A 16,307-nucleotide genomic window follows, 5' to 3' on the forward strand; every position below is an offset into this window, starting at 1 on the left:
AAACATCTTGGACCAATCCCCGGAAGTCATCCATCCCGACCTGCGCGGCCAGGCCGTCGTCATCACCGGCGGCGCCAAGGGCATAGGCCTGGCCACGGCGCAGGCCTTTGTGCGCCAAGGCGCGCGCGTGGCGCTGCTGGACATGGACGCCACGGCGCTGGAAGAGGCCGTCGCCGGTCTGGCCGCGCTGGGCGGCGAGGCCCTGGCCGTGCAAGCCTCGGTCACCGATGCCAACGCGGTCGAGCAGGCTTTCGCCCAGGTCGAGCAGACCTGGGGCCGCATCGACGTGCTGGTCAACAACGCCGGCGTCTCGGCCAACAAGCCCACGCTGGAAGTCACCGTGGACGAATGGCGCCGCGCCGTGGACATCAACCTGACCGGCGTGTTCCTGTGCGCCCAGGCCGCCGGCCGCCGCATGGTGCCCGCCGGCGCCGGGACCATCATCAACCTGGCCTCGATGTACGGCGTGGTGGCGGCGCCCGACCGCGCCGCCTATTGCGCCACCAAGGGCGCCGTGGTGCTGCTGACCGAGACCCTGGCCGTGGAATGGGGCCCCATGGGCGTGCGCGTGAACGCGCTGGCGCCGGGCTACGTGGAAACGGACCTGGTGCGCGACCTGGCCGCGCGCGGCCGCCTCGACCCCGAACGCCTCAAGCAGCGCACGCCGCTGCGCCGCCTGGCCCAACCGGCGGAAATGGCCGACCTGGCGGTGTTCCTGGCCTCGCGCCAGGCCGGCTACATCAACGGACACACCCTGGTGGCCGATGGCGGCTGGAGCCGCTACAGCTACCTCTAATCGCAAGACACATACACATCTCTGGAGATTCACTCATGGCCACCCACCAACCGCTTGAGCCCCAAGCGCCCTGGCGGCAACTGACGGTAGACGCCAAGGACTGGCAACAGGCGGATCCCGCCTTGCTCGGCACCATGCTGACCCAGCTGCACTGGATCCGCGCCTTTGAAGAGGCCGTGCTGGACCTGGCCGCCGAAGGGCTGGTGCACGGCCCCGCGCATTCGTCCGTGGGCCAGGAAGGCGGCGCGGTCGGCTCCGTGCTGGCGCTGGGCGCCGGCGACCAGATCAACGGCTCGCACCGCGGCCACCACCAGTTCCTGGCCAAGGCTTTGCAGCACGTGGCGCCGCTGGGCCTGGACCCGCGCAACCCGCTCACGCCCGCCATCGACGAAGTCCTGCAGAAGACCATGGCCGAGATCATGGGCCTGGCCCAGGGCTATTGCCGCGGCCGCGGCGGCAGCATGCACCTGCGCTGGCTCGAAGCCGGCGCGCTGGGCACCAACGCCATCGTGGGCGGCGGCGTACCGCTGGCCGCGGGCGCGGGCTGGGCGCACAAGCACGCCGGCACCGACCGCGTCGCCGTGACCTATTTCGGCGACGGCGCGGTGAACATCGGCTCGGTGCTGGAAACCATGAACCTGACCGCGGCATGGAAGACGCCGCTGTGCTTCTTCATCGAGAACAACCGCTACGCCGTGTCCACCACGGTGGAAGAGTCCACCGCCGAACCGCGCCTGTCGGCGCGCGGCCTGGCCTTCAACATCCCCTCGTGGAAGGTCGACGGCATGGATCCGCTGGCGGTCCACCTGGCCATGTCCGAAGCCGTGGCGCACATGCGCGCCGGCAACGGCCCCACCATCGTCGAAGTGGACGTGTACCGCTTCTTCCACCAGAACGGCCCCTTCCCCGGCAGCGCCTTCGGCTACCGCAGCAAGGACGAGGAAGCGCAATGGCGCCGCCGCGACCCGCTGGACAAGATCGCCACGGAGATGATCGGCCGCAAGCTGATCACGCAAACGGAAGTGGACGCCCTGCGCCAGCGCTGCAAGGACGTGATGAAGGACGTGGCCGGCCGCCTGACCGAAGCCGCCGACGGCGGCAAGCGCCGCGTGCGCGCCGAGCTCTGGCCCAGCCCCGACTTCCGCGACGTGGGCCTGCGCAGCGACGGCTCGGAACTGGCCGGCCTGCGCTACCAGGAAGCCGCCGACCACGCCGGCCAGTCCGCCGAGCGCAAGTTCGTGGACGCGGTGGCCGACGTGCTGGACCGCCGCATGGAAACCGACGCGGGCGTGGTGGTGCTGGGCGAGGACGTGCACCGCCTGAAGGGCGGCACCAACGGCGCCACGCGCGGCCTGAAGGACAAGTATCCCGACCGCGTGCTGGGCACCCCTATCTCCGAGAACGCCTTCGCTGGCCTGGGCGGCGGCCTGGCCATGGATGGCCGCTACCGGCCTATCGTGGAATTCATGTACCCCGACTTCATGTGGGTCGCGGCCGACCAGATCTTCAACCAGATCGGCAAGGCCCGCCATATGTTCGGCGGCGACATCGATGTGCCCTTCGTGCTGCGCACCAAGGTCGCGATGGGCACGGGCTATGGCTCACAGCACTCGATGGATCCGGCCGGCATCTTCGCCACCGCGCCCGGATGGCGCGTGGTCGCGCCATCCACGCCCTACGAATACGTCGGCCTGATGAACACCGCGCTGGCCTCCAAGGACCCGGTACTGGTGATTGAACACGTGGACCTGTACGCCTCGTCGGGCGAAGTGCCCGCGGACGACCTGGACTACGCCATCCCCTTCGGCCGCGCGCGCGTGCGCCGCGCAGGCACCAAGGTCACCATCCTGACCTACCTGTCCATGGTCAGCCGCGCGCTCAAGGCCGCCGAAGAGGCTGGCGTGGACGCCGAGGTCATCGACCTGCGCACGCTGGACCGCGCCAGCCTGGACTGGGACACCATCGGCGCCAGCGTCATGAAGACCAACAACGTCCTGATCGTGGAGCAAGGCGCGCGCGGCACGTCCTACGGCGCCATGCTGGCCGATGAAATCCAGCGCCGCTACTTCGACTGGCTGGACCAGCCGATCAAGCGCGTGACCGGCGGCGAAGCCTCGCCCAGCATCTCCAAGGTGCTGGAGCGCGCCGCGTTCGCGGATACCGAGGAAGTGATGGCCGGCCTGGCCGACGTGCTGGCTGACCTGGGAGAACAGGCATGAGCGCATCTATGAAAATGACCGTGCCGATGGAAGTCGGCATCTGCTGCGCCAACCTGGACGCGCTGCTGGCCTTCTATACCGAGGTGGTGGGCCTGACGCTCGTCAACCGCGTGAGCGTGCCGGCCGACAAGGCCCAGGCCACCGGCCTGACGCGCCACGGCTACGACGTGGCGCGCCTGCAGACCAGCTACGGCGAACGCATCAAGCTGCTGCAACCCAGCGTGGCGCCCGAGGCCGCCGTGCGCGGCGCGACCATTCTGGACCGCCAGGGCACGACCTACCTGACCTTCATCGTGCGCGACCTGTCGGGCGTGGTGCGGGATCTGCAAGCGAAGGGCGTGGTCTTCGACAGCGCGCCTGCGCCGATGGAAGTGCGGCCCGGCACCTGGCTGGCGTTCTTCCGCGACCCCGAAGGTAATGTGCTGGAACTGGTCGAATACGACGATCCCGCCACCTACCGGCCCGACCTGGCCGGCGCCGCAGCAGAATAGGACGAACATCGTGGCACACCTTATCAAGCTCCCCTCCGTTGCGGCCGACACCTCGGGCGGCACGCTGCACCAGTGGCTCAAGCAAGAAGGCGACACGGTCGCCGTGGGCGACGCGCTGGCGGAAATCGAAACCGAGAAGGCCATCGTCGAGATCAATGCCGAGCAGGCCGGCGTGCTGGGCCGCATCGTGGTGCAGGCCGGCGCGGCCTCCGTGCCGGTGAACACGGTGATCGGCGTGTTGCTGACGCAGGGCGAAGACGCCTCGGCCATTGACCGCGCGCTGGCCGAGGCCGGCGCTGTGGCGCAGCCCGTGCCCGCCGCGGCCGCTGCATCGGCCCCAGGCGGCAGCGCCGCTGTCTCTGCCCCGGCCAACAGCGCCGCTACCTCTGCGCCTGCCAGCGCCGCAGCCACGCCTCAGGCGCCGGCCGCCGCAGGCAGCGCCACGATTCCCGGCGGACGCCTGTTCGCCAGTCCGCTGGCGCGCCGCCTGGCCGCGCAATGGCATGTGGACCTGCTGAACGTGACCGGCACCGGCCCGCATGGCCGCATCGTTCGCCGTGACGTCGAGGCGGCGCGGGACCGTGTCCCGGCCGTCACCCCGGTAACGTCCCTGGCCAGCCGCCCGTCCGCGCGCCGCGTGCCGCACACCGGCATGCGCCGCGCCATCGCCCGCCGCCTCACCGAAAGCAAGCAGAACGTGCCGCACTTCTACCTGACGGTGGATTGCCGGATGGACGCGCTGCTGGCGCTGCGCGCCCAGGCCAACCAGGGCGGCGCGGTGAAGCTGTCGGTCAATGACTTCATCGTGCGCGCGGCCGCGCGGGCCCTGCGCGAGGTGCCGGAAGTGAACGCCAGCTGGCAGGAGGACGCCGTCGAATACCACGCCGGCGCCGACATCTCGGTGGCGGTGGCGACCGACGGCGGCCTGGTCACCCCCATCGTGCGCGACGCGGACGTCAAGCCGCTGTCCGCCGTCGCCAGCGAAATCGTCGAGCTGGCCGGACGCGCCAAGATCAACCGCCTGAAGCCCGAGGAATTCACCGGCGGCTCGCTGACCGTCAGCAACCTGGGCATGTACGGCATCAGCCAGTTCGCGGCCATCATCAACCCGCCGCAGGCCGCCATCCTGGCGGTGGGCGCGGCCGAGAAGCGCCCGGTCGTGGACAGCGACGGCCAGCTCGCCGTCGCCACCGTCATGACGGTGACCCTGTCGGCCGATCACCGCGTGGTGGACGGCGCGGTCGGCGCGCGCTGGCTGGCCGCCTTCCGCACGCTGATCGAAAACCCCGTGCGCATCCTGCTGTGAGCCCCGCCATGACCAAGACTACGTTTGATCTCGTCGTGGTGGGCGGCGGACCCGGCGGCTACGTCGCCGCCATCCGCGCGGCGCAGCTGGGCATGTCCGTGGCGCTGGTGGAACGCGCCGAGCTGGGCGGCATCTGCCTGAACTGGGGCTGCATCCCCACCAAGGCGCTGCTGCACAGCGCGACTGTGCTGCGCGCCTGCCGCGAGGCTGCGCACTACGGCGTGACAGGCGCGGGCGAAGCGCGCCCGGACCTGGCCGCCATGGTGGCGCGTTCGCGCAAGGTGGCCGGCCGCCTGGGCCAGGGCGTGGCGCACCTGATGAAGAAGAACGGCGTGACCGTATTCGCCGCCAGCGCCAAGCTGGCCGGCGCCGGCCGCCTGGCGCTGGACGACGGCAATACGCTGTCGGCCAAGCACATCATCCTGGCCACCGGCGCGCGCGCCCGCGAACTGCCGGCGCTGCCCCTGGGCGAACGCATCTGGGCCTACCGCCAGGCGCTGGTCCCGGCCGAGATCCCGAAGTCGCTGCTGGTGGTGGGCGCGGGCGCCATCGGCGCGGAATTCGCCAGCTTCTACCGCGCCGTGGGCGCGGAAGTCACTCTGATCGACATGACCGCGGAGATCCTGCCGCAGGAAGACGCCGAGATCTCGGCGCTGGCCCGCAAGGCCTTCGAAAAACAAGGCATACGCGTGCTGACGCAATGCGCGGTGACCTCGTCCTCGTTGACCGCGGCCGGCGTGAAGGTGGCGCTGGACCAGCAAGGCAAGCGCAGCGAGCTGGACGTGGAGCGCGTCATCGTCGCCGCAGGCATCGTCGGCAACGTCGAGAACCTGGGCCTGGAACAGAGCCGCGTCAAAGTGGAGAAAACCCATATCGTCACCGACGGCCTGTGCCGCACGGGCGAGCCTGGCGTCTACGCCATCGGCGACGTGGCCGGCGCGCCATGGCTGGCCCACAAGGCCAGCCATGAAGCGGTACTGTGCGTCGAAGCCATCGCCGGCAAGCCCGCCCATCCCATCGATCCGTTGCGCATTCCGGCCTGCACCTATTCGTATCCGCAGGTGGCCAGCATCGGCATGAGCGAAGCCCGCGCCCGCGAGCACGCCGCCAAGAACGGCGGCGACATCCGCGTAGGCAAGTTCACCTTCGCCGGCAACGGCAAGGCGATCGCCATGGGCGAGGATCAGGGATTGGTGAAGACGGTGTTCGACGCCAAGAGCGGCGAGCTGCTGGGCGCGCACATCATCCATCCCGAAGCGTCCGAGTTGATCACGGGCTACGGCGTGGCGGCTGCGCTTGAGGCCACCGAGGAAGACCTGATGCACACCGTGTTCGCGCACCCGACCCTGTCGGAAACGCTGCACGAATCGGTGCTGTCGGCGTTTGGGCGGGCGTTGCACGCCTAGGCGCAAGGCCAGGCGCGGCGCGGCGTCAAATCCGCGCCGCGAAGAAATCCAGGAAACAGGCAATGCGCCGCGACAGCTGCGTGTTGCGGTGATACACCGCGTGCATGGGCTGCAGGTAGTCCGTGTGCGCGGCTTCCATCACCTTCACCAGCCGGCCGGCCTTGACGTCCTCGCGCACCACGAAGTCGGACAGGCAGGCGATGCCCACGCCGCGCACCGCCAGTTGCCGCTGGGTTTCGCCGCTGGACGTCGCCAAGGTCGGCACCGCCAGATAGCTGGACCCGCCCGCGTGGCGCAAGGGCCAGACGTTCAGGCTTTCGGGCTGGGTGAAACCCAGCACTTCATGCGCCGTCAGATCCTCCACCGTCTGCGGCGCGCCGCGCCGGGACACGTATTCCGGACTGGCCATCACCCAGCGCGGTGAGGGCCGCAGCGTGCGCGCATGCAAGGTGGAATCCATCAGCGGACCCATGCGCAACGCCACGTCGGTGCGGTGTTCCATGAGGTCGACGATGCGGTCGTTGCTGGTGAGCTCCAGCGTGATCGCCGGATACTCCCGCCGGAACTCCGCCACCAGCGGCACCACGCAATGCAGCATCACCGGCACCGACGCATCCACCCGCAGGCGGCCCGCCGGACGCTGGTGCACCATGCGCATGCAGTCCTCGGCTTCATCCAGCGAAGCGACGATGTGCCTGGCCTTGGGGAGGAAGTGCTTGCCTTCTTCGGTCAATTCCATGCGCCGGGTGGTGCGGTTGAGCAGGGTGACGCCAAGCTCTTCCTCCAGGCGCGACAAGCCCCGACTGACGCCCGACGCGGTATGGCCCAGCAGCTCGGCGGCGGCGCTGAGGGATCCGGCGTCGACCACGCCTAGGAAGAGCCGCAGCGCGTCAGAGTTGAGGGACATGGGGCTTGCTCCTTGGTTTGTGGGTCGATTGTATAGAGCGAGGGGGTGTTGTCGTGGAGAAGTTGTTGGCTGTTACGTGGTGGAGTTCTTAAGACGCCCGGCGCGGTCTGGGCCTGGGGGAGGCGGGGCAACGATTGCGGTCCGGAGCCTTCGCTCCGGACTCCCCCGTCGTCATCCTCGTTGCCGCCTGCGGCGGCTGCCTTCGGATTCCCTCGGGCTTATCGACGCCCCGCCTCCCCCAGGCCCAGACCGCGCCGGGCTCCGTCGATTTCATCTTCACGTACGCTGGGACGAACGGCTTGCGCGGGGTACTTGCCAGCGGTGGGGGGTGGCGAAAGATCTTGCGGGGTCCGCCCCATGCCGGCCGCCCGGGCGGCCTCTTGGGGCTTACGCGATATCCTGCGGTTGGTGATGACGCTGCGCGCAGTGGGTGCCAGCCCATCATCATTTCGATCGCGATGTGTGACGCAAGACACTGCGTATGCTCCCAAAGGCCGCCCGCGCGGCCGGCCGGGAGCGGGCCCCGCAAGATCTTTCGCCACCCCCCGCCGTTGGTGAGAACACCAAGCACACCAACCACCCCTGCTGACGTCAAATTTCAAACGCTGGAGCCTGTCGCGTCGGTGGCCTGCGAGGCGCGGGGCGTCGATAAGCCCGACGGAATCCGAAGGCAGCCGCCGCAGGCGGCAACGAGGATGAGGACGGGGAAGTCCGGAGCGAAGGCTCCGGACCGCAATCGTTGCCCCGCGCCTCGCAGGCCACCGATGCGACAGGCGTCTTAAGAAAAACCCGCAGCATCCATAACAAGAACAACAAGATCAAGCCACCCGAACACCACCAATAGAAACCACAGTCGCACTGAATTCCTTCAACAGATCCTCTCTCCGCAAAGCAGCCCTCTCCATCGCCGCCTCCTTCACATGCCCATACCCACGTATCTCCTCGGGCAAACTCGCCAATGCCACCGCCCGCTCCAGATTCCCCCGATTCAATTTCGACAGGATCGCGCTCAGCGTTTCCCGGTACTCGCGGATCAGCTCGCGTTCGGCGCGGCGCTCGGCGGTATAGCCGAACAGGTCCAGCTTCGTCCCGCGCAATCTACGCATCCGCGCCAACAAACCGAAAGCACGCAACATCCCCGGCCCATAGCTGCGCTTGATCAGATGGCCTTCCTTATCCTTCCGCGCAAACAACGGCGGCGCCAGGTGGAAATTCAGCTTCCAGTCGCCTTCAAACTGCGCCTGCACGCGCTTGAGGAACTCGCCGTCTGAATACAACCGCGCCACCTCGTACTCGTCCTTGTAAGCCATCAGCTTGAAGTAGTAGCGCGCCACCGCCAGCGCCAGCCGGTTGGTGCCCGTGGCCTCGCGCTCGGCGCGCGCCACCTTGTCCACCAGCTCCGTGTATTGCCGGGCGTAGGCCTCGTCCTGATAGTCGGTCAGGAAGGCCTTGCGCACCGACACCAGCCGCTCCAGTTCGCCGGCAGGCTTCTTCAATTCCACGACAGGGCTGGCCGCGCGCGGGCGCTTGAGTTCGATGATGCCCTCCGGCTGCAATGACGCACCGCCGTTGGCGATCAAGCGTTTCACGTCCGCCAGGTCGTGCGCGGCGCGGCGGCCCCAGGCGAAAGCGGCAAGGTTGTTGGGAACCTGCTGGCCGTTCAGCTCGATGGCGCGCAGGAGCGCGTCCTGCGACAGCGGGATCCATCCCTTCTGGTAGGCGTAGCCCATCATCAGCGGATTGGAATAGATCGCGTCGCCCAACAGGCCCACGGCCAGCGCCGCAGCGTCGACAGTGGCCAGATGTTCCTTGCCGCAGGCGGTCGCCAAATCGGCAGTCAGATTGGCGCCCGGCAGCGTCCAGTCCGGATTGCTGACGAAGGCGGCGGTCGGCGCGGTGTCGCTGTTGAGCAGGACGCGCGTGCGATCCGGATTCATCCGCGCCATGGACTCCGCGCTGGTAGCCACGACCAGGTCGCCGGCCAGCAGCAGGTCGGCCTCGCCCATGGCGACCCGCGTGTTCAGCAGGCGGTCCGGCGTCTGCGCCAGCACCACGTGCGAATACACCGCGCCGCCCTTCTGCGCCAGGCCCGCCATGTCCAGCACCGAACAGCCCTTGCCTTCCAGGTGCGCGGCCATGCCCAGCAGCTGGCCGATGGTGACCACGCCCGTGCCGCCTACGCCTGCGATGAAAACGCCGTAGGGCTGATGCAGTTCGCGCGCGGCCGGATGCGGCACACCGTCGTCGATGGCGCCGTCCTGCGCCAGGGCGCCCGGCTTCTTGAGCTTGCCGCCTTCCACCGTCACGAAGCTGGGGCAAAAGCCCTTCAGACAGGAGAAATCCTTGTTGCAGCTGGACTGGTTGATCGTGCGCTTGCGGCCGAACTCGGTGTCCAGGGGCTCCACCGACAGGCAATGCGACTTCTGGGAACAGTCGCCGCAGCCCTCGCACACGCGTTCGTTGATGAGCACGCGGCGGGCCGGGTCCGGGTAGGCATTGCGCTTGCGGCGGCGCCGCTTCTCGGTGGCGCAGGTCTGGTCATAGATCAGCACCGATACCGCGGGATGCTCGCGCAATTCGCGCATCACCGCGTCCAGCTCGTCGCGGTGCCTGACCGGCACGCCCGGCGCCAGCCCTTCGATACGCTTGTACTTGTCGGGATCGTCCGTGACCACGATGATCTTCTTGATGCCCTCGGCCTCCATCTGGCGGCTGATCATCGGCACGCTCAAGGGGCCGTCCACCGGCTGTCCGCCGGTCATCGCCACGGCGTCATTGAACAGGATCTTGTAGGTGATCGGCACTTTGGCCGCCACCGCCGCGCGTATCGCCAAGAGGCCCGAATGGAAGTAGGTGCCGTCGCCCAGGTTGGCAAACACGTGCTTTTCCTCGGTGAACGGCGCCTGCCCCACCCAGGGCACGCCCTCGCCGCCCATCTGCGTGTAGACGTCGGTGCTGCGGTCCATCCACCGGACCATGTAGTGGCAGCCTATGCCGGCCATCCCGCGCGAGCCTTCCGGCAGGCGGGTCGAGGTGTTGTGCGGACAGCCCGAACAGAACCAGGGCTTGCGCTCTTCGACCACGCGCGGACGCGCCAACACCTGTTCGCGGCCGCTGATGAAGGCCAGGCGCGCCTCGATGCCGGCGCGCACATCCTCGGGCAAGTCGAAGCGCAGCAGGCGCGCGGCGATCGCGCGCGCGACCATGGCGGGCGAGAACTCGTAGTGCGCCGGCAGCAACCAGTTGCCTTGCGGCACAGACCATTCGCCGCCGTCCTTGTCGTCGAACTTGCCGACCACCCGCGGAATCTTCTTGCCGCTGCCGATCCAGCTGAACAGCTCCTCCTTCAGCTGGTACTCCAGCACCTGGCGCTTTTCCTCGACCACCAGGATCTCGTCCAGGCCTTCGGCGAAGCGCTGCATGCCGGTGGACTCCAGCGGCCAGACCATGCCCACCTTGAACAGGCGCAGGCCGATGCGCTGGCACACGGCTTCGGACAGGCCCAGGTCGGACAATGCCTGGCGCGTGTCCAGGTAGGCCTTGCCGGACGTCATGATGCCGAAGCGCGCGTCGCGCTGCGGCACCAGCCAGAGTTCCCGGTTGAGCTGGTTGGCGCGGGCATAGGCCAGCGCGGCATAGAGCTTGTAGTCCAGCAGGCGCGCTTCCTGTTGCAGCGGCGAGTCGGGCAGCCGGATGTTCAGACCGTCGCCCGGCAGCTGGAAATCCTGCGGCAGCAGGATCTGCACGCGGTGCGGGTCCACGTCCACCGACGCCGAGACTTCGACGATGTCGGTGATGCACTTCATGCCCACCCAAACGCCCGCGTAGCGGCTCATCGCCCAGCCGTGCAGCCCGTAGTCCAGCACTTCCTGCACGCTGGACGGAAACAGCGCGGGAATCATGCAGGCCTTGAGGATGTGATCGCTCTGGTGCGGCAAGGTCGAGGACTTGGCGGGGTGGTCGTCTCCCGCCACCACCAGTACGCCGCCGTGGCGCGAGGTGCCGGCGGCGTTGGCGTGCTTGAAGACGTCGCCGCAGCGGTCCACGCCCGGCCCCTTGCCGTACCACATGCCGAACACGCCGTCATACCTGGCGCCCGGAAACAGGTTGACCTGCTGCGAGCCCCACACCGCGGTCGCGGCCAGGTCTTCGTTGATGCCGGGCTGGAACTCGACGTGATGGGCCTTCAGGTACTTGGCCGCCTTCCACATGTTCTGGTCCACGCCGCCCAACGGAGAGCCGCGATAACCGGACACGAAGCCCGCCGTGTTCAGGCCGGCGCGCGCATCGCGCACGCGCTGCATCATGGGCAGGCGGACCAGGGCGTGGATGCCGCTCATCCAGGCGCGCCCGGATTCCAGGGTGTACTTGTCGTCCAGTTGGACGGATTCAAGCGCGGCACGCAAGGCAGGCGAAACAGGAGCGTTCATGTCGACTCCAAGGGATCCAGGAACCCCGGCCGGCTACGCGCGACACCCTCTTGAAGCGCACGCGGGCGAGCAAGGGACGTGAATTGCGGGCGCTGGCGCGCTTCTGTTTCCACTGGTTGTAACCGGTCGCCCCACCCCCGGCAATAGGGCGATGCGATAATTGCCGCCATGGACTTCGCCCCTCGTATCGTCGACTGGCAGCGCCGCCACGGCCGCCACGATCTCCCCTGGCAAAACACCCGGGATCCTTACCGCATCTGGCTCTCCGAGATCATGCTGCAGCAGACGCAGGTGGCGACGGTCATCCCCTATTACGAACGCTTCCTGCAGCGCTTCCCGGACGTGGCCGCGCTGGCCGCGGCCGCGCAGGAGGACGTGATGCCCTACTGGGCCGGACTGGGCTATTACGCCCGCGCGCGCAATCTGCATCGCTGCGCGCAGGAGATCGCGCGCGACTGGGGCGGACGCTTCCCGCCCACGGCCGAAGCCATCGCCACGCTGCCCGGCATCGGCCGGTCCACCGCGGCCGCCATCGCCGCGTTCGCCTACGGCGAGCGCTCGCCCATCCTGGACGGCAACGTCAAGCGCGTATTCACGCGGCAGTTCGGCATCGCCGGGGATCCCACCAAGCGCGAAGTCGAACAAAAACTGTGGGCGTTGGCGGATGCGCAGGTCGAAGCCGCGCCCGGCCTGGACATGGCCGCCTACACGCAGGGACTGATGGACCTGGGCGCCACGCTATGCACGCGCGGCAAGCCCGCCTGCGAATCCTGCCCCGTGGCGGACAGCTGCGTGGCCAAGCGCGAAGGCCGCCAGGCCGAACTGCCCACGCCCAAGGCGCGCAAGGCAATCCCCGAACGCGAGACCTGTATGTTGGTCCTGCGGCACGAAGGCGCCTTCCTGCTGCAGCAGCGGCCCGAACCCGGCATCTGGGGCGGCCTGTGGAGCCTGCCCGAGTTCGACGTGTCGCAAGATCCGGACAGCGCCTCGCGCGCGCTGGGCCTGGAGCCCGAGCAGCGCTTCGAGCTGGCCGCCTTCGCCCACACCTTCACGCACTACCGCCTGCACATCCGGCCCTGGCTGGTGCCGGTGCGCATGGCTGGCCTGCGCCAGTCCGCAAGACCCGAGCGCTGGGTGCCGGCGGCTGAACTGGCGTCGGTGGCGCTGCCGGCGCCGGTGAAGAAACTGCTGCAGGGGTTGGTCGACGCGGGGATGCAGGACAGCTTGTTCAGGATTTGAGCGGCGGCAGCGCAGGCCGCTCAGTTGGTCATGCGCGGCAGGTTCGCCGCCTTGATGGCTCGCCCCATCTGCTCGTAGGTAGTGCCGACCATCTTGGCGTAGTCCTGCCCGGACAGCCAAACTGGATCCACGCCCAGCTGCTTGTAGGTCTGCTGCAGGCGGTCGGAGGCGACCGCCGTTTTCGCCGACTGCTCCAGCCGCGTCCGCACAGACTCTGGCGTGCCCTTGGGCACCGCGAGGCCCAGCCAGGAATCGATCTCGACGTCATAACCGGCCTCTTTCAAGGTGGGCACGTCGGGAAATTCGGGCCAGCGGATCGGGCTCGCGGACGCCAGCAGGCGCAGGCGGCCTGACTGGATGTAGCTGGTCACGTCCGACGGGTTCTGGACGATGACGTCGACCTGTTTGCCCAATAGGGCCGAGACCGTCTCGCTGCCGGACTTGTACGACACCTGCTCGAACTTGGCGCCTGTGACCCGCCCCAGGTCGAACATGGCCAGATTATTGGGCGCGGACGGCGCACCGAAGAATATGCCCGGGCTTTGCTTGGCCGCCGCGACCAGATCCGCAACACTCTTGTACGGAGAATCCGCCCGCACCACCACGCCGTAACGGTAGCGGCCGTAAGCCGCGATGAAGTCGAAATCGCGGGCAGCGTAGGGAATCGTCATCAGGTGCGGCATGATGGCGATGGACGACAGCGTCACCACGCCCACGTTATAGCCGTCGGCCGGCTGCTTGGCCACGTAGGCCGGACCGATGGTGCCCAGCGCCCCAGGACGGTTGAAGACCACCACAGAGCGGCCCAGGTCCGCTTCCATCGCGCGCGCCAGCTCGCGGCTGGCGACGTCGGTGTTGCCGCCAGCCCCGTAGTTGACGGTCAGCGTGACTTCCTTGTCCGGCCATGCCTGGGCCGGTGCCGCCGCGCACAGCGCGGCGGCGGCGGCAACCGCCGCCAGCAATGTTGCTCCTTTCATGCTTGTCTCCTGTTGGTTTTTTGTGCGTGCGGCTGCCTGTTCACGGCATGTAGAAGCCGCCATTGATGTCGAGGATGGCGCCGTTGATGAATCCGGCCTCTTCCGCGGCCAGGAAAACCATGGCCGCGGCCACCTCCTCGGGAGTGCCCAGGCGGCGCGCTGGGATCTGCGCCGCGTAGTTTTCGTTCACCGAGGGCGCGGCCTGCTGCGCCATCTCGGTCAGAATGCGGCCCGGCGTGATCGCATTGGCGGTGATACCGTGAGGCCCCATCTCCGCGGCGATCGCGCGGGTCAAACCCAGCACGCCCGCCTTGGACGCCATGTAGCTGCCGCCCGCCACCAGCGATTTGGCCCGGCCAGCCAGCGAAGATACGTTGACGATGCGCCCCCACTCCTGATCTCGCATGGCGGGCAGCACCATCTGGCACAGCCGCAGGATGGACGTGAGATTGACCTGCAACACGGATTCCCATTCCTCGGGACTGATGTCCAGGATGCCCGAGGAATTGCCATTGGCCTGCTTGGGCGAAATGCCGGCGTTGTTCATCAGCACCGACACCGGCCCCCAGGTCGCGCGCACGCTATCAAGCAGCGCCTGCATGGCGGCGTAGTCCGTGACATCGGCGCGCTCGGTGCGCAGCCGGGCAGAGGGGCCTCCCAATTTTTGGTCGTCGACGCCTTCGCGGCTGACCGCCATGACGCGGTAGCCCTTGGCTAGCAGTTGACGCACGACCTCCAGGCCGATGCCGCGTCCCGCGCCTGTCACCAGCGCCACTTTGCTCGGATCTTTTTTCATGCCTGCCCCGCCGTGAAGAAGGTGATGGGAGGAAAAGCGTTTTCGTCGCACATGACCTCGATCAAGGTGGTCAGTTCTGCACGGCGAGCCTCTCGCAGCGCACCCGCCAGATCGGACGGCGCCTCGACGCGCACGCCCAGGCAGCCTGCTGCCCGCGCGACGGCGGCGTGATCCACGGGATGGAAATGCACTGCGGAAGTATGGGCGCCGAATTTCACGTTCTCGGCGTGCTTCTGGAAGCCCAGGATGCCGTTGTTGATCACCACCAGCGTGACCTTGATGCCCATGCGCCTTGCGGTTTCCAGCTCCGACCAGACGTGGCCGAAGCCGCCGTCGCCCACCACGCAGACCACATGCGCGTCCGGCCGCGCGACCTTGGCGCCCATCGCCATCGGAAAGCCCCAGCCCAGGCCGGCCAGGCCTCGCGGCGTCAGGAAGCGCATGCCCGGCGCCAGCGAGGTCAGGTAGTTGGCGATCCAGATCGACGAATAGCTGGCATCCGCGACCACGATCGTGTCCTGGTCCACATCCTGCCGGATTTCCTCCAGCAGGCGTTCGGGGCGGATCGGCTGCTGGTCCGACAGGCGGACCGCGCGCGACGCCTCCCACGAAGAGGCGCGGCCCGCCTGGATGGCGGCCTCGAGTCCTGCGCGGCGCGATTGCGCTGCCGACAAATCGCGACTGGCAAGCGCGCGTTGCAAGGCAAGGAGGGTTTCCCGCGCGTCACCCGCTAGGCGCAAGGCTTCGTAGTTGCGGCCGATCTCGGCGCCGTCCACATCGATATGGATGTAGCGGGCGTTCCTGGGATAGAGCTTCCAGGAGTCGGTGGCGTTCTGGTTGGTGCGCGAACCCACCAGCAGCACCACGTCGGCGTCCGCGATCAACGGACGCAAGTCGCGGCTGGCGCCGTTGGGGCCCATGAAGTATCCAACCACGCCCAGGGAAAGCGGATGCCGCTCGTCGACGCCGCCCTTGCCCATCACGGTCGTACCCACCGGCAAGTGCGCGGATTCCTGCAACGCGGCCAGGGCCTGGCAGGCGCCGGAAACATGCACGCCGCCACCGGCGATGACCACCGGCCGCTGCGCCCCGGCCAGCAGGTCGGCGGCGGCCTGGATCGCCTCATCGGCGGCGACGTTGCGGTCCAAGGGAAAGCGGCCCAGGTTCGCCTGGCGCTGCGTGGCGGCCGCGGCTTCGTTGAGCAGGTCGGCCGGCAGCATCAGCGCGACCGGACCCGGCCGGCCCGAGCAGGCTATGGCGAAAGCCTGGTCCACGTAGTCCTCGACCCGCGACGCCTCGGTCACGCGCCGTACCCATTTGGTGCAGGACGAGAACAAACCGATATGGTCGAACTCCTGGAAGGCGTTCTTGTCGGTCTGATCGCGGTTGACGTCCTGCACCAGTGCAATCACCGGAATGGACACTTTGAGCGCTTCGGCTAGCGGCGGCACCAGCAAGGTGGCTGCCGGGCCGTTCTGGGCCGTGACGATAGCGGGCTTGCCGGTGATGCGGGCGTATGCGTCGGCCATGTAGCCGCCCGCATTCTCGCTGCGATAGGCGACCTGGGTCAGGCCCAATTCCTCGCAGGCCAAATGCAGCATGCTGGGCAGGCTTTGGCCGAATACATGCGTCACGCCATGGCGGATCAGTGCCCCTGCAATCAGGTGGGCCACGGTGCCTTGTTGGGTCAGGCCGGGTGCGGCCAGGGGGTGCAGCACAGACATTTCATCTCCTTTTTAT

Annotated in this window: 11 protein-coding genes; 6 read left to right on the forward strand and 5 right to left on the reverse strand. The window is 68.0% G+C overall.

Translation table 11 applies throughout. The features are described 5' to 3' along the window. Positions 1–7 precede the first annotated feature (7 nt). The 5 genes from FOC84_RS09775 to lpdA are packed head-to-tail and all read left to right on the forward strand — an operon-like array spanning position 8 to position 6,218. Complete coding sequence (locus FOC84_RS09775; RefSeq protein ID WP_173144245.1) at positions 8–796, forward strand: SDR family NAD(P)-dependent oxidoreductase; 789 nt, start codon at positions 8–10, stop codon at positions 794–796. A 35-nt stretch (positions 797–831) separates the two neighbouring features. After that, on the forward strand, positions 832–3,015 hold the full coding sequence (locus tag FOC84_RS09780) for an alpha-ketoacid dehydrogenase subunit alpha/beta (protein WP_173144246.1): 2,184 nt from the start codon (positions 832–834) through the stop codon (positions 3,013–3,015). Further along, the gene (locus tag FOC84_RS09785) at positions 3,012–3,506 is read left to right on the forward strand and encodes a VOC family protein (RefSeq protein ID WP_173144247.1); all 495 of its coding nucleotides are present in this window, start codon (positions 3,012–3,014) and stop codon (positions 3,504–3,506) included. Before FOC84_RS09780 ends, FOC84_RS09785 begins: the two co-directional genes overlap by 4 nt. 10 nt (positions 3,507–3,516) lie before the next feature. Next, positions 3,517–4,812 (forward strand): pyruvate dehydrogenase complex dihydrolipoamide acetyltransferase, encoded by a 1,296-nt coding sequence (locus tag FOC84_RS09790; RefSeq protein WP_173144248.1) that lies wholly within the window; start codon positions 3,517–3,519, stop codon positions 4,810–4,812. A gap of 8 nt (positions 4,813–4,820) precedes the next feature. Further along, entirely contained in the window at positions 4,821–6,218 is a 1,398-nt protein-coding gene (gene lpdA / locus FOC84_RS09795; RefSeq protein ID WP_173144249.1) for a dihydrolipoyl dehydrogenase, read from the forward strand. A gap of 25 nt (positions 6,219–6,243) precedes the next feature. Here lpdA and FOC84_RS09800 read toward each other — a convergent pair whose 3' ends face one another. Both FOC84_RS09800 and FOC84_RS09805 read right to left on the reverse strand, forming a co-directional pair. Then, positions 6,244–7,125, reverse strand: coding sequence for a LysR family transcriptional regulator (locus FOC84_RS09800; protein ID WP_173144250.1), 882 nt, complete (start codon positions 7,123–7,125; stop codon positions 6,244–6,246). A gap of 818 nt (positions 7,126–7,943) precedes the next feature. Beyond that, positions 7,944–11,555, reverse strand: coding sequence for an indolepyruvate ferredoxin oxidoreductase family protein (locus FOC84_RS09805; protein ID WP_173144251.1), 3,612 nt, complete (start codon positions 11,553–11,555; stop codon positions 7,944–7,946). 168 nt (positions 11,556–11,723) lie between these two features. Here FOC84_RS09805 and mutY point away from each other — a divergent pair, with 168 nt between their 5' ends. Next, on the forward strand, positions 11,724–12,794 hold the full coding sequence (gene mutY, locus FOC84_RS09810) for an A/G-specific adenine glycosylase (RefSeq protein ID WP_173144252.1): 1,071 nt from the start codon (positions 11,724–11,726) through the stop codon (positions 12,792–12,794). 20 nt (positions 12,795–12,814) lie between these two features. On the opposite strand, the gene FOC84_RS09815 is transcribed toward mutY, so the two are convergent. From FOC84_RS09815 to FOC84_RS09825, 3 genes are read right to left on the reverse strand one after another with little or no spacing between them, the layout of a single operon-like run. After that, complete coding sequence (locus FOC84_RS09815) at positions 12,815–13,771, reverse strand: tripartite tricarboxylate transporter substrate binding protein (RefSeq protein WP_173144253.1); 957 nt, start codon at positions 13,769–13,771, stop codon at positions 12,815–12,817. 40 nt (positions 13,772–13,811) lie between these two features. Further along, entirely contained in the window at positions 13,812–14,567 is a 756-nt protein-coding gene (locus FOC84_RS09820) for a 3-oxoacyl-ACP reductase (protein WP_173144254.1), read from the reverse strand. Beyond that, positions 14,564–16,291, reverse strand: a complete 1,728-nt coding sequence (locus tag FOC84_RS09825) for an acetolactate synthase catalytic subunit (RefSeq protein WP_173144255.1) — start codon at positions 16,289–16,291, stop codon at positions 14,564–14,566. Before FOC84_RS09825 ends, FOC84_RS09820 begins: the two co-directional genes overlap by 4 nt. Between the last annotated feature and the right edge of the window lie 16 nt (positions 16,292–16,307).

This window comes from Achromobacter pestifer (genome assembly GCF_013267355.1).
Taxonomy (GTDB): Bacteria; Pseudomonadota; Gammaproteobacteria; order Burkholderiales; family Burkholderiaceae_B; genus Achromobacter; species Achromobacter pestifer_A.

What these genes read in the sequence shown, in the direction of transcription:
- FOC84_RS09780 (WP_173144246.1), top strand. Translation starts at nt 832, where the DNA reads ATGGCCACCCACCAACCGCTTGAGCCCCAAGCGCCCTGGCGGCAACTG.
- FOC84_RS09785 (WP_173144247.1), top strand. Translation starts at nt 3,012, where the DNA reads ATGAGCGCATCTATGAAAATGACCGTGCCGATGGAAGTCGGCATCTGC.
- lpdA (WP_173144249.1), top strand. Translation starts at nt 4,821, where the DNA reads ATGACCAAGACTACGTTTGATCTCGTCGTGGTGGGCGGCGGACCCGGC.
- FOC84_RS09800 (WP_173144250.1), bottom strand. Translation starts at nt 7,125, where the DNA reads ATGTCCCTCAACTCTGACGCGCTGCGGCTCTTCCTAGGCGTGGTCGAC.
- FOC84_RS09805 (WP_173144251.1), bottom strand. Translation starts at nt 11,555, where the DNA reads ATGAACGCTCCTGTTTCGCCTGCCTTGCGTGCCGCGCTTGAATCCGTC.
- mutY (WP_173144252.1), top strand. Translation starts at nt 11,724, where the DNA reads ATGGACTTCGCCCCTCGTATCGTCGACTGGCAGCGCCGCCACGGCCGC.
- FOC84_RS09815 (WP_173144253.1), bottom strand. Translation starts at nt 13,771, where the DNA reads ATGAAAGGAGCAACATTGCTGGCGGCGGTTGCCGCCGCCGCCGCGCTG.
- FOC84_RS09820 (WP_173144254.1), bottom strand. Translation starts at nt 14,567, where the DNA reads ATGAAAAAAGATCCGAGCAAAGTGGCGCTGGTGACAGGCGCGGGACGC.
- FOC84_RS09825 (WP_173144255.1), bottom strand. Translation starts at nt 16,291, where the DNA reads ATGTCTGTGCTGCACCCCCTGGCCGCACCCGGCCTGACCCAACAAGGC.